10 protein-coding genes and 1 pseudogene are annotated in these 13,469 nt (G+C 67.8%); 5 read left to right on the top strand and 6 right to left on the bottom strand.

Features of this window, described 5'->3' with window-relative positions:
- Positions 1-230 precede the first annotated feature (230 nt).
- The 3 genes from ACIBQ1_RS57330 to ettA all read left to right on the top strand — a co-directional run bounded on the left by ACIBQ1_RS57330 (position 231) and on the right by ettA (position 5,987).
- On the top strand, positions 231-1,043 hold the full coding sequence (locus ACIBQ1_RS57330) for a single-stranded DNA-binding protein (RefSeq protein ID WP_397291659.1): 813 nt from the start codon (positions 231-233) through the stop codon (positions 1,041-1,043).
- Between the two features lie 1,171 nt (positions 1,044-2,214).
- Positions 2,215-3,420: a GGDEF domain-containing protein gene (locus tag ACIBQ1_RS57325; RefSeq protein ID WP_397291658.1), complete on the top strand. Its 1,206-nt coding sequence runs from the start codon at positions 2,215-2,217 to the stop codon at positions 3,418-3,420.
- 902 nt (positions 3,421-4,322) lie between these two features.
- Positions 4,323-5,987 (top strand): energy-dependent translational throttle protein EttA, encoded by a 1,665-nt coding sequence (gene ettA / locus ACIBQ1_RS57320; protein ID WP_397291656.1) that lies wholly within the window; start codon positions 4,323-4,325, stop codon positions 5,985-5,987.
- 177 nt (positions 5,988-6,164) lie between these two features.
- On the opposite strand, the gene ACIBQ1_RS57315 is transcribed toward ettA, so the two are convergent.
- Genes ACIBQ1_RS57315 through ACIBQ1_RS57305 form a run of 3 tightly spaced genes read right to left on the bottom strand, consistent with a single transcriptional unit; the run spans position 6,165 to position 8,839 of the window.
- Positions 6,165-6,575, bottom strand: coding sequence for a hypothetical protein (locus ACIBQ1_RS57315; RefSeq protein ID WP_397291654.1), 411 nt, complete (start codon positions 6,573-6,575; stop codon positions 6,165-6,167).
- 3 nt (positions 6,576-6,578) lie between these two features.
- Positions 6,579-7,526, bottom strand: coding sequence for a ribonucleotide-diphosphate reductase subunit beta (locus ACIBQ1_RS57310; RefSeq protein WP_397291652.1), 948 nt, complete (start codon positions 7,524-7,526; stop codon positions 6,579-6,581).
- Positions 7,523-8,839 carry an MFS transporter gene (locus ACIBQ1_RS57305; RefSeq protein WP_397291650.1) on the bottom strand — a complete coding sequence of 439 codons (1,317 nt, stop codon included), beginning with the start codon at positions 8,837-8,839 and terminating at the stop codon, positions 7,523-7,525. Before ACIBQ1_RS57305 ends, ACIBQ1_RS57310 begins: the two co-directional genes overlap by 4 nt.
- 162 nt (positions 8,840-9,001) lie before the next feature.
- Here ACIBQ1_RS57305 and ACIBQ1_RS57300 point away from each other — a divergent pair, with 162 nt between their 5' ends.
- Positions 9,002-9,514 (top strand): VOC family protein, encoded by a 513-nt coding sequence (locus ACIBQ1_RS57300; protein ID WP_397291648.1) that lies wholly within the window; start codon positions 9,002-9,004, stop codon positions 9,512-9,514.
- Between the two features lie 123 nt (positions 9,515-9,637).
- Here ACIBQ1_RS57300 and ACIBQ1_RS57295 read toward each other — a convergent pair.
- Positions 9,638-9,853: pseudogene (locus tag ACIBQ1_RS57295) on the bottom strand (CoA-binding protein); the annotation flags it as partial.
- 4 nt (positions 9,854-9,857) lie between these two features.
- The gene (locus ACIBQ1_RS57290) at positions 9,858-11,012 is read right to left on the bottom strand and encodes an acyl-CoA dehydrogenase family protein (protein WP_397291646.1); all 1,155 of its coding nucleotides are present in this window, start codon (positions 11,010-11,012) and stop codon (positions 9,858-9,860) included.
- Positions 11,013-11,125: 113 nt separating this feature from the next.
- On the opposite strand from ACIBQ1_RS57290, the gene ACIBQ1_RS57285 reads away from it, so the two are divergent.
- A complete protein-coding gene (locus ACIBQ1_RS57285; protein ID WP_397291644.1) occupies positions 11,126-11,737 on the top strand; it encodes a TetR/AcrR family transcriptional regulator in 612 nt (203 codons plus the stop codon).
- 904 nt (positions 11,738-12,641) lie between these two features.
- On the opposite strand, the gene ACIBQ1_RS57280 is transcribed toward ACIBQ1_RS57285, so the two are convergent.
- Positions 12,642-13,469: a MaoC/PaaZ C-terminal domain-containing protein gene (locus ACIBQ1_RS57280; RefSeq protein WP_397291642.1), complete on the bottom strand. Its 828-nt coding sequence runs from the start codon at positions 13,467-13,469 to the stop codon at positions 12,642-12,644.

Genomic DNA, 13,469 nt, shown 5'->3' with positions numbered 1-13,469 from the left:
CCACGCACGAGCAGGCCAGCCACCCCGCACCCCGCACCCCGCCACACGCCTGCCTGCATCGGCACGACCCCTCACACCGATACAGGACCCAACAAGCCTCTCGTCCACAGGCCCCACCCAGACAGCTCCGCCTATCCACAGAACCGCGTTCCAGCGCCCGCGACCAAGCCCTTCCCCGGCACCCTGATCCCAGATCGCGGGCAGCCGGCCCGCCGCATGGGAGGCACGGGATGAACGACATCTACATCACGCTCACCGGCAACGTCGCAGCAGAGCCGAGGCAATACAGCTTCGATGACGGCAGCAGGGTCACCTCGCTGAGGGTGTTCTCCTCACACCGCTACTTCGACAAGAAGGCGGGGCAATGGATCGACGGCGACAGGGTGTGCTTCACGGTCCGGTGCTGGCGAGCCTTGGGCGAAAACGTGGCCGCCTCCATTCGGGCGGGACACCCTGTGGTGGTCTCCGGCAAGCTGCGCATCCGCGAGTTCGGCCCGGAGGGTGACCGCCGGTTCGTGCCCGAGATAGAGGCCAGCGCGGTCGGGCACGATCTGCGCTGGGGCACCGGCGCCTTCACCAAGCCGGACCGTTCTGGCAATGCCTCGATGAGCAAGGAGATGCGCGACCGCCTGGACGAGGAGACCCGCGACTGGGCCATGGGCACCCGCAGCTTCCGAAGCCTCCCTCGCTCCGGCTCCACCTCCGAATCCGACCCCTTCTACGCCCTGAGCACCGACCGCACCTCGGGATCTCACGACGCGGCACCCGCCCTTGCGCCAGAGCGCCGCTCACCGGGAGAGGACGGCAGCACCGTGCACACACTGAGCACGGAAGGCAACACCGCAGGCTCCTCAGGAGGTGAGGACGACGCCATGCGCTCCGCAGGGGAGGAGAACGGCACGAGGCGCACCCCAGGCATGGGAGAGCACACGGTCCGCTTCCTCGGTCCCGAGACCGACGAGAAGATGAGTAAGGCGAGCGCCGACGAGGAAGAAGACAGCGACGCTGAAGAGCAGTTGCTGGAGGAACGGGTAGCGGCGTAGGCGCACATGAGGGGCACCGATAGGCCAACCTGTGCCCCTCACGTCCGCCGCCCATCGGTGCTGACCTTTGCTGTACGTCCGGATGCCGGCCGACGGGATCCCGAGACGCAGCACCAGCGATCTCGAGCGCAGACGCAGGCGGCGAGAAGGCCTTCGAACGGACGACATCGAGGGAAGCCAGCTCTCAGAGAAAAGAAGGACGGGGGAGGTCTTTTCGAAGGGAGCGTGAGCGGCGAAGACCCGGAATTGAGCAGCTCTCAGAGAGCGAGCCACGACCGCAGTAGCCATGGAAGGGGAGCCTCTGGGCGAGCGGGCAACCGCAGAAGCCAAGGCATGTCCATGCGAGTGACCTGCGACGGCAGTGCCGCAGAAAGGAGGCCCTTGTGAGTGCGTTGGCGAAGGAAGAAGCCGGAGAGCCCTCGCGAATGACCTGCGACGACAGTAGCCGGAAGAAGGGGCGGCCCTTGTGAGCTGAGTTGCGGCGGCAGTAGCTGGAGAAACGGAGGTTCCCACGACCTGCGCTGGCAATTGGCAGACGCCGGGAAAGCCCTCGCGAGTGAGCCATGACGACGGTGGCTGAAGCAGGGGAAGCTCTCGTGGGAGCAATCGCGCGGCAGAAATCACAGAGGGGAAGCCCTGGCGAGTTGCGACGGCACGAGGCAGAGGAACGGAAGCCCTCGTCATATGGCATTGGCCGCGCCTGGAGAAGGGGCGAGATTCCCAGGGCGAGCGGTCTAAGGGGAGAAGGTTGCTGGAAAGGGAGGTGATCTAAGGGGGCAGGCGAAGGTTGAGATGGAGGGGAAGGAGGGGGGAGGGGGCACCGGCCGTGGTTCCCGTCTACTGACAACCCCCGAGGGCGGCCGATGGTGTGGTGTTGTCCGCGGCAGATGGCTAGAGCATCTGTCAGGTCCAGGTCACGCCCCGCACCATGGCTGCTCCTTTCCGGCACGGCTGTACAACACGACCTACTCACGGCATGAGCAGGTGTGGGTAGTCACTGCCAACGTATCCGTTCCCATCGCACATCGCACACTCCGCAATTATTGTGTTACACATCGTTAGTTAGGGAGGAGACGAGATGGCGGCGACCAGTCACGCCTCGATCGGGTCTCGCGACGGTGTGTCAACATTGGCCGGCCGTTGGCCGTTGCTCGGGCAACGTCGCCCGCTCGTGATCTATTTGTGTGCGATCGTCGCTCTCGACCTTGCCGCGATCATGGTGTTCGCGGTGACCACCATGTTCCAATGGCGGGACCTGCTCACGTTCGGTGCTCTCATGGCGTGCGGGGCGGTCTGCATCGAGGCCAGTCGGCGGCTGGGCATGCCCGCCGGTGTCTCGCGAGACCTGTTGTCGGCCTGGTGGCTGCCGGTCGCGCTGCTGCTGCCGCCGCTTTACGCCATTTTCGCCCCGATCGTCCTGCAAGCTCTGCTCCAGGTACGAGTGCGGGCAACCGTTCTCTACCGCCGGGTGTTCAGCGCGGCCGCGATCGGTCTGGCCGGGTGTGCGGCGTCCGTCACGTTCCACTGGCTCATCGAGGACCCGTGGGTGCTGTCGCTCGGGAGCGGTCCGCCGATCCTTTGCGTGGTTGGGGCGGCTGTGCTGTTCGCCCTGCTGAACATCGCCCTCATCGCCATCGCCGCCCACACCGCCGATCCCGACATCGCCTGGCGGGAGGTCCTGTGGGACAGGGAGAGCGTGCTGCTGGACGTCGTCGAGCTCTGCCTGGGTGTGACGGTCTCGATCTGCTGCGGACTCAATCTGGCCCTGCTGATCCTGACGCTGCCGCCGGTGGTGCTGCTGCAGCGCAGCCTCCTCCACGCCCAGCTCCAGGCCGCAGCCCGTACCGACGCCAAGACGGGCCTGCTGAACGCCGCCGCCTGGCAGCGCGAGGCGGACACCGAGATCGTCCGGGCGCGCCGGACGGGGGAAACGCTGGCGGTCCTGATCATCGACATCGATCACTTCAAACGCGTCAACGACGCCTACGGACATCTGGTCGGCGATCAGGTGCTGGTGGGGGTGGCGTCCACGTTGCGCAGCCAACTGCGCGATTACGACGTCGTGGGGCGGTTCGGGGGTGAGGAGTTCGTCGTCCTTCTGCCCGGCGCCGACATGCACGAGGCCCGCCAGGTGGCCGAACGCCTCCGTACCCGCATCGGCCACATGGCCATCCCTGTCGACGACGCCCTCGTCAGGGTGACCATTTCGGCGGGGGTCGCGTTGATGAGCGTGCACGGAGACGATCTGATCGACTTGTTGGCGGCTGCTGACCTGGCGCTTTACCGGGCGAAAGAGCTGGGGCGGGACCGCGTCTGCATCCCCGTCGTCCAATCACCACCACCGCGTTCCCTGCCCAGCGACGATCACAACTCCTAACTTCCTGCGCCCCCGCGTTGCAGTTAGCCCTTGGCTGGTTGGCTGGTGATGTCGGTTCTGCGGGCGTTAGCGTTCTGGGCTTGAGGTGCTGCCAGTCGCCGATGGCTCGTGTTCGGCGAGCGCGGTCCGCGTGGACGCGCGGTGCTGGGGCACGATCCGTCGGTGTCGGTGTCGGTGTCGGTGTCGGTGTCGGTGTCGGTGTCGGTGTCGGTGTCGGTGTCGGCGTCGGCGTCGCGTTGGCGGTGCTATCTGTGCGGGTGCGCTGTGCCCTGGGTCGAGGCGAGCGTTCGGGGTGGCTGGCGTTGGGTACCGCTGGCGCCCGATGCCCGATGCCCGATGCCCGATGCCCGATGCCAGGGGCCGGTCCGATGCCCAGGGCCCGATGCCCAGGGGCTGGGTCCGATGCCCGGCGCCTGATACCGGGGTGCCCGGGGCCCGACGCCCGGGGCCTGATGTCCAAAGCCTGATGTCCCGGGCCTGTGGGCCGTTCGGGCGTGCTTGAGGTGTCGTTACGGAGTGTGGCCTGGGGCGCTGGTCTGGGTGTGTGCCTGCGGTGTCGTTACGGGTGTGGCTGAAGTGTGCTTCCGGACGTGGGGTTGTTCGCGGGCGTACTTGAGTGCGCGGGTGCAGAGGTGGGGCCGTTGCAGGGCGTACTTGACTGTGGTTCCGGATGCGAGGCGGTTTGTGGGGGCGTACCGGATTGTGGTTCCGGAGGTGGGATGTTGCGGGTGTTGCTGGGGAGTCTCAGGGGGCCGTGCTCGCTGTGTCTCTGGCTCTTGGTGCTGCTTTGTGTGCGGGTTGGGAGCGGGGCCTTGCCGTGGACGTGTGGACGGTGCCCGTCTTTCGGGTCTTACCGGGAGGAGCGTCGGAAGCCTGGGTGGAGAGCCCCTAAGCTAGAGGGCATGCCGGAGTACATCTATACGCTGCAGCGCGTGCGCAAGGCGCACGGCGACAAGGTTGTCCTTGACGACGTCACGCTGTCGTTCCTGCCCGGAGCCAAGATCGGCGTTCTCGGCCCGAACGGCACCGGGAAGTCGACGCTGCTCCGGATGATGGCCGGCCTGGAGCAGCCGTCCAATGGCGAGGCCAAGCTGATGCCGGGGTTCACGGTGGGCATGCTCCAGCAGGAGCCGCCGCTCAACGAGGAGAAGACCGTCCTCGGCAATGTGCAGGAGGGCGTCGCCGAGACGATGGCGATGCTCCAGCGCTACAACGAGATCGCCGAGCAGATGGCCACCGACTACAGCGACGAGTTGCTGGAGGAGATGGGCAAGCTCCAGGACCAGCTTGAGCACCGCAACGCGTGGGACCTCGACAGTCAGCTCGAGCAGGCCATGGACGCGCTGCGCTGTCCGCCGCCCGACGCCGAGGTGTCGAAGCTGTCCGGTGGTGAGCGTCGCCGGGTCGCGCTGTGCAAGCTCCTCCTTGAGGCCCCCGACCTGCTGCTGCTCGACGAGCCCACCAACCACCTCGACGCCGAGAGCGTGCAGTGGCTGGAGCAGCACCTGGAGAAGTACGCCGGCACGGTGCTGGCCGTCACCCACGACCGCTACTTCCTCGACAACGTCGCGGGCTGGATCCTGGAGCTCGACCGCGGGCGCGCGTACGCGTACGAGGGCAACTACTCCACCTACCTGGAGGCCAAGGCGCAGCGCCTCAAGGTCGAGGGGCAGAAGGACGTCAAGCGGAAGAAGCGCCTGGAGGACGAGCTCGAGTGGGTTCGGTCCAACCCGAAGGCCCGCCAGACCAAGAGCAAGGCCCGACTCCAGCGGTACGAGGAGATGGCGGCCGAGGCCGACAAGTTCCGCAAGCTGGACTTCGACGAGATCCAGATCCCGCCGGGCCCGCGCCTGGGCACCACGGTGATCAAGTCCGACGAGCTGACGAAGGGCTTCGGCGATCGGCTGCTGATGGAGGGGCTGACGTTCGACCTGCCGCGTAACGGCATCGTCGGCATCATCGGCCCCAACGGCGTCGGCAAGACCACGTTGTTCCGCATGATCACCGGCAACGAGACGCCCGACACCGGTTCGATCACCGTCGGTGACACGGTCAAGATCTCGTACGCGGACCAGAGCCGCGGCGGCATCGACCCGAACAAGAACGTCTGGGAGGTCGTCTCCGACGGGCTCGACCACATCAAGGTCGGCAACGTGGAGATGCCGTCCAGGGCGTACATCGCGGCGTTCGGGTTCAAGGGGCCCGACCAGCAGAAGAAGGCGGGGGTGCTGTCGGGCGGCGAGCGCAACCGGCTCAACCTCGCGCTCACCCTCAAGCAGGGCGGCAACGTCCTCCTGCTCGACGAGCCCACCAACGACCTCGACACGGAGACGCTGTCGTCGCTGGAGAACGCGCTGCTCGACTTCCCGGGCTGCGCGGTGATCACCTCGCACGACCGGTGGTTCCTCGACCGCATCGCCACCCACATCCTGGCGTGGGAGGAAGGCTCGAACTGGTTCTGGTTCGAGGGCAACTTCGCCGACTACGAGAAGAACAAGATCGAGCGACTGGGCGCCGACGCCGCTCGCCCGCACCGCGTCACGTACCGGAAGCTCCACCGCGACTGACCCGCACGCGCTCCGCCGTTCCGGATGGGATCCCGAACGGCGGAGCGCGGGCGACGTCGTCTGCCGCACTGCGGCCGGACGTCTCGCTTGCTCCGCCGGAGCGCGGCGTGACGTCACCCTTCGGCGGCCGCCGGGCAGGCTCGCACATGCTCGGCGGTGATCGGCCGTAGCGGGCGTTCAGGGCTCGACGGTGACGTGGGACAGGGCGGCGAGTGATTCCACGAAGAAGTAGATGACCCGGAAGAACGCCAACACGTCCCCGCGTTCCAGGCGTATCCCCCGATACATCACCACCCGTCCGGGATCGGCGCCCTCTCGCAGCTCCCGCCACGTCGACTCCCCGGCCGCCAGCACATAGTCGGCATCTCCGGGGTCGGAAGTGATCGCCGCCTCGGCGCACTTGCCGTCTTTCCAGGTCAGGACCAGGTACGTGCCCGTCTCACGTACGCCTAGGGCCCACGTGGCGGTGTAGCCCGCGCGGGCACGTTCGATCCAATCCCAGTACGCCGGCAGCTTGCCCTTCTGGGGAGGTCCCGTGGTCACGGCGGCGCGGACGGCTTCGGCCCATTCCGGGGTGAAGAAGCGCATGCGTCAGCCTCCGGCGAGCTCTGGTGCGATGCGGGCGACCATGTCCTGGATGTCCGGAGGGAGCGCGATGCCCACGTCCACCAGCTTCATGTGGAGCTGGCGGATCATGAGGCGCCTGACCTCCTCCGGCGACCAGCCCAGCGACTCGAGGGCGAGCCTGCGGCTGGTGGCGCCGTTGATGGCGAGGATCGTACGGAGCGTCTCGTGGATCTGGAGCAGCAGCCGCGGATCCTCCTGCACCGAGTCCCGCAGGAACCGCATCCCGAATTGCACGTGCCTGGCCTCGTCCCGGCACGTGGCCGTGAAGCCGGTGTAGTAACCGGGCAGGAACCCCCGCTCCCGGCAGTACGTGAGCGTGATCTTCATGACGGACAGGGCGAGCACGCCCTCGATCCACAGGAAGTACGTCGTGCCGTAGCGGACCCGGGCGGCCGGGTCTTCGGGGTCCTTCCGCAGCTCGTCGGCCTGGTAGGCGAGCAGCCCGAACGGCCCCACGAACGTCTCCGACACGTGCTCGAACGACGCGTCCAGCACTTCCTGCACCGAGTCGCCCGGCATGCCGACCACTTCGCGGTAGAAACGGTCGAAGAACACCGTGTGGCGGGCCTCGTCCTCGATCTGGCTGGACATGTAGATCTTGGACTCCTCGGAGCCGCCCATCATGAAGACCGGCAGCTCCACCTCCACCTGCCGCTCCCCATGATGGAACCCGGCGGAGATCCCGACGAACGCGTCCCGCTCCTCCTGCGACATGCGCTCGCGCCAGTCGATGACGTCCTGGGAGAAGTCCAGCTCGTAGACGTCCCATCGCTGGCGCAGGTAGCGCTTGTACAGCTCGGTGTAGTCGGGCAGCCGCTTGAGGTCGCGGTGTACGTACGCGAGCACGTCGTCGATGTCGAGGTGACGGATCCCGCGCAGGTCGGAGCCGGCGACGTCGGACAGTTCGGTCATCCTTCGGCCTCCCCGAGGGCGACGGTGACGGGCGTGCGGGCAGGTCGGCGCCACGGCCCATTGAACATCACGATCGCGGGAATGAACAGGACAAGACAGCCCAGCGCCACGAACAGCCACGTCTGCCAGTCCGTCGCCGCGACAACGCGCGGGATGACCAGCAGCCCGACCACCGCGATAGCCTTGGTCAGGAACCCGAACAGCCCCCACGCGGTGCCCTGCAGCCGCGGGTCGGCGTCCTCGGCGTCCTCGGAGTAGTTGGCCATCCAGGGCGCGTACGCCACTCCGAGCGAGCCGCCGAGCAGCGCGCCGACCACCATGAGCATGCCGGTGGAGACGCCTTCCTGGCCCAGGGAGACGGCCAGGTAGGCGGTGACGAGGACGGCGGCGATGGTTCCGCCGAGGGAGAACGGCTTGCGCAGCTGGGTCCGGTCGGACAGGCGCCCTGTTACGATCAGCGTGAGCAGATTGAGACTCCAGAACGCCGCCATGATCGTCGAAGCCTGAGCACTGCTGATACCGAGCGCGTCGACCAGCATCGTCTGCCCGAAGAGCGACAGCGTGATGTAGAGCACCAGCCACAATGAGATGCCGATGACGTGCGCCCAGATGTTCCGCCTGACGAAGAGCGAGCGCACGCGCGCCGGTCGTTCGAGATCCACCACCTGAGCCGCCGCCTGCTCGGTGTGCTGGATCCGGGCCCGCAGCTCCGGAGACAGGTCCGCGATGTTGAATGCGATGACCGCCGAAATGACGAGCGAGAAGCAGCCCATGATGACGAACTGCGAGCGCCACGAATCGTTGAAGATCGGCAGGGTCAAGCCTGCGATGGCCGCGGCCAGGAAGTTCGCGCCGACGGGTCCCCACGTCCAGAAGCCGAACGCCTGAGCCCGCCCCAGGCGTGGTGAGAAGTCCCGGATCAGCGGTGCGGTGCTGGCCATGGCCACGCCGTCCACGAATGCCAGCACGATCCTGGCGATCAACAGGTCGCGCGGGCTGTGCACGAGCGTCATGGCGAAACAGCACACGGCCGTCAGGCCCATGAGCGGGATGAGCAGCCGCACCCGGCCGAGGCGGTCGGTGAGTCTGCCGCCCAGGATGGAGGCGATCGCCCCGGCCACCGCCGCGGCGCCCGACACGGCGCCGTACGTGGCCAGCGACATGTGGAGATCTTTGAGGAGGAGAGGTACGACGGGCGCGATCTGCCCTTCGTAGGAGCCGATGAGGATCGCCAGCACGGCCATGGTGAGGATCTTCATGCGGCGGGCGCCGGTCGGGTACTCGTCGAGCTCGCGGACGTAGGACAGCCTCATGGCTTGCCTTTCTGTGGGCTGGACCCCCGCCATGCGTTCTAGAAGCTAGCTCTAGAATTCATTTCTGTGATGCTGCTCCTCACTGTGCCCGTCGTCAAGGGTGAGATCTTCGACTGTGGCTAGAATCAAATTCTAGGATCGCCTGGAGTAAGGAGTCGTGTGTTGGATCTTGAACTCGACGGCCTCGAAGTCTCCTTCGACCACACGGCCGTGGCCGCTCCCCGGATCAGGGACCTGTTGCCGATCTACCGCGACCTGCTCGGCGGCCGGCACCTGGGCGGCGGTGGCGACAACCGGGCCGCCGGCTACCGCACGTTACAGCTCACCTATGCGAACGGCGGCAAGGTCGAGCTCATGGAGCCGTTGGCCGGGTCGACGTTCTTCGACAGCTTCTTCGAGCTCACCAGGGGGCGAGGCGGCGTCCACCACCTGAACTTCCACGTCGACGACCTGGCGGCCGCGGTGTCCCTGCTGACCGCCCGCGGCTACCGCCTGCACGGCCTCAACCAGGCGGATCCCCGCTGGCGCGAGGTCTTCCTGCACCCGAAGGAGGCTCAAGGCGTCCTGATCCAACTGGCCCAGCCGGGTCCGCGCGAGCCGGGCGACGTCCGGCCGACCTTGGAGGAGGTGCTGGCCGGCCGGGGGCGAAACGGCAACGGTGTACCCAGCCCCTGAAGGCTCGGAGTCTCGTGGGGAGCCATCCGGGGTGGGGGCGGAGGCGAGCGACGAGAAGGCGCTCCCGCTTCGGCGCGCTCCGCTCCCGACCCTGGGCGGGCAGCGATCGGAGGCCGTCGGCACCATGACGTACGCCAGATCCACCGGCGTGGGGATCTCCGTCAGGCTCCGGAACGCGGGGACGCCGTGGACGACGCCGCCGCGCGGGTTCACCAGGTGGACCGGGCCGGAGAAGCCGTGCGTACGCAGGTTGACCAGGGTACTGATCGACCACCCCGACTTGTCCGTGGCCCCGACCAGCGCGATCGAGTGCGGGTTGAACAGCGACTGGACCGACATTCGATCACTCCCCGATGAGCCCCAGCTTGGCGTGGCCCTTGATGAGGTTGCGGGCGATGGTACGGCGCTGGATCTCGTCGGTGCCCTCGAAGATGCGCAGCAGCCGCAGCTCCCGATACCAACGCTCGATCGGCAGTTCCTTGGTGTACCCCATGCCCCCGTGGATCTGCAGGACCCGGTCCACCACCTGGTTCGCCATCACGGCGCCGTTGAGCTTGGCGATCGAGGAGGCGTGCCGGGCGTCCATGCCCTCCTGCACCCGCCAGGCCGCGTACAACGTCAGCCACTTCGCCGCCTCGATCTCCACCTGGGAGTCGGCGATCATCCACTGGATGGCCTGGTACTCCGAGATCGTCTGCCCCATGGACTTGCGGATCTTGGCGTAGTCGATGGCCATTTGGAGCATGCGCTCGGCCGACCCGATGGCCCGGGCGGGGATCATGTAGCGGCCCTGCCCGATCCACTGCATGGCCAGTTCGAAGCCCTTGCCGAGCTCGCCCAGGATGTTGTCCTCCGGCACCCGTACGTCCTCGAACACCAGCGACGCCGGACCCCACTCGCCCATCGTCGGGATCGGCTCGGACTTCCAGCCCATGTCCCGGTCCACCAGGAAGCAGGTCGCCCCGTACTCCTCGGCCACCGCGAACACCATGACGAAGTCCGCCTCGTTCCCGCCCGTGATGAACGTCTTCTCGCCGTTGATCACCCACTCGGCGCCGTCGCGGGTGGCCTTGGTACGGATGTTGCGGGCATCGGACCCGGCGCCGGGCTCGGTGATCGCGAAGCAGGAGCGGCGCTCGCCCTCGATGGTCGGGATCAGGTAGCGCCTTTTCTGCTCGTCCGTGCCCGCGTACAGGATGTTGTCGGCGCTGCCGCCGAACATGAACGGCACGAACGTCCTGCCCAGCTCCATGGCGACGATCACGGACATGACCGGGCCGAGCGCCGCGCCCCCGTACTCCTCGGGCGTGTTGATGCCCCAGAAGCCCGACTTCCTGGCCTTGGCCCGCAGGTCGCGCAGGGTTTCGGGCGCGAGCGCCGGGCGGCCCTGGCGCTCGTTCCGCAGCACCTCGGGCTCCAGCGGCATGATCTCCTTCTCGACGAAGGACCGTACGGTGTCGCGGATCTGGCGTTCCTCGGGGGTGAGCGAGAAGTCCATCGGACGCCTCCTTGGACAAAATTTCTAGAATCCTTCTCTAGGAAGGGATTCTAGCGACCGTGGGGAGTGTCAAGAATCGGATTCTAGAATCGGCCGGGTCTATACTTTGCTGCGTGGCACGTAAGTCCTCGTGGGAGTGGAGCCGTACGGCTCAGACCCGCAAAAGCATGCTGCAGGCGGCTCGCGAGGTCTTCGGCGAGCACGGCTTCGCCGAGGCCAGCGTCTCCGAGGTGGTCGCCCGCGCCGGATCCAGCGTCGGCAGCCTCTACCACCACTTCGGGGGCAAGACCGAGCTGTTCCTGGCCCTGTACGAGGATCACCAGGCGGCGCACGAGGAGGCGTCGGCCGCCAGCGTGGCCAGGGCCAAGAAGGCCGGTGTGGACGATCCCGTCGAGCTGCTGATCGCGGGGGCTCGCGCGTACCTCGCCGGGGCCTGGGACCGGCGCGATCTGGTGCGGCTCTTCATCGATGGGGACGGGCCGCCGGGGTTCGAGCTGATCCGCCGCACGCGGGGGCGGGAGTGGGTACGTCAGAACGCCGTGCTGCTGGGGGCCGGGAGCGATCCGCTCGCCCGGTTCACCGTGGCTGTGCTGACCAGCATCATCGGTGAGGCCGCGCGGGAGGTCGCCACCTCGGACACGGAGGAGGAGGCGCAGGAGGTCATCGAGGCTGCCATGACCCTGATCCACCGCCTCGACCCCCTCAAGGTCCTCGAAGAGGGCTGACCGGGCCTGGCCGGGATGGCGGGCCGCTGGACAGCTGGGTAGCTGTGCGGTGGGTGGGCGTTCTGGGATGGTGGACGTGCCGGGTGGTGGACGTGCCGGGCGGTGGACGTGCCGGGCAACTGGGTGGTTGTGCGGTGGGCGGGCGCGTTGCGACAGCGGGCGGGCCCGGATGGGGGATCTACTGGGCGGTGGATAGGCCGGGCAAACGTAGGCGGGGCGCGGGCACGGGCGTGGCGGGTGGCGGGTGCGCTTGGTAACGGGGCCGGATTGTGGGGCCGCTGGGCGGTGAGTGATCGGAGCAATGGTCACGCTGGGTAATCGGCGGCGCGTGAGGTGGCCGATCGGACGGGGTGGGTCGCGTCCGAATTACGGTCGTCAGGCCCGTCCTGCGTCCTAATTACGGTCGTCAGGCCCGTCCTGCGTCCTAATTGCGGTCGTCAGGGCCGTCCCGCGACCGAATGGCGGTCGTCGGGGTCGCTCCGCGAGCGGGATAGCGGCGGCTTAGCCCCGTGGCCGGAGGGCGGTCGTCAGTGCCGTCCTCCGGCCGGATTGCGGTGGTTGGCGTCGCTCCGCGAACCCGATGGCGGTCATCGCTGGAGCCTCGCGAGCGAGATGGAGGTCGTCGCCGTCGCTTTGGGAGCGGGATGGTGGTGGACGTTGCTCTGTGAGCCCGGAGAGCGGGATGGTGGTGTCGCCCTGTGGTCGGAGGGTGCGGGAAGGCGGTGCCGCTCCATGGTCGGAGGGTGCAGGCGGGGCGGTGGTTGGAGGGTGCGGGTGGGGCGGTGGTTGGAGGGTGCGGGAAGGCGGTGCCGCCCCGTGGTCGGAAGGCGCGGGTGGAGCGGTGGTTGGAGAGTGCGGGTGGGGCGGTGGTCGTTGGTGGTGTCTGTGACCGGTGGGTGGGCGGTCAGGGGTGGAGGATGGTGGCGCGGCCGTGGTCCAGGACTACCGTTCCGTCGTCCTTGGACGTCCTGAACAGCACCTCCACCCCCTCCTCCCAAACCGACACCGTAAGCGACTCCCCAGGAAACACCGGACTGGTGAACCGCCCCGACATCCCCCGCAACCGCCCAGGATTCGACCCGGCCACCGCGTGCAGCAGCGCCCGTCCCGTCACCCCGTACGTGCACAGCCCGTGCAGGATCGGCCGGTCGAAGCCGGCGCGGGCGGCGAACTCAGGGTCGCTGTGCAGCGGGTTGTAGTCCCCCGACAGCCGGTAGATCAGCGCCTGCTCGGGCCGGGTCGCGTACGTCACCTTGTGGTCGGGCGCCCGGTCGGGGACCGTCCACCGGTTCCGGGGGCCGCGGTCGCCGCCGAAGCCGCCCTCGCCCCGGATGAACACCGCGCTCCGCGAGGTGATCACCGGCTCTTCGGTACGCAGGTCAACGGCGGTGGCCGAGAGAGTCACCAGCGCCCCAGAGCCCTTGTCGTAGATCCCCGTCACCCGGGACGTGGTGCGCACGCCCCCGGCCGGAGGCAGCTCGCGGTGCAGTTCGAAGGACTGCTCGGCGTGGACCAGCATGGCCGGGTCGAAGTCGCCCAGCCGCCGCCCCGGTGGTGCCTGGGCCGCCAGCACCGCGAACGTCGGCAGCACCCGCTGCCCCTTCTCCGTCGCGAACTCCAGCTCGGACGTCCCCGCGCCGACGCCGAGCGCGTACAGCATGGTGTCCTTGGCGGTCCAGGTGCGCTCGTGCGCCGGGCCGTCGACCCCGATCAGGGTGTGGTCGAGCGCCAT

The organism is Nonomuraea sp. NPDC050153 (assembly GCF_044460125.1).
Classification (GTDB): domain Bacteria; phylum Actinomycetota; class Actinomycetes; order Streptosporangiales; family Streptosporangiaceae; genus Nonomuraea.
The sequence above is the reverse complement of the archived record's forward strand: the minus strand, read 5'-3'. Positions and strand labels throughout refer to the sequence as shown.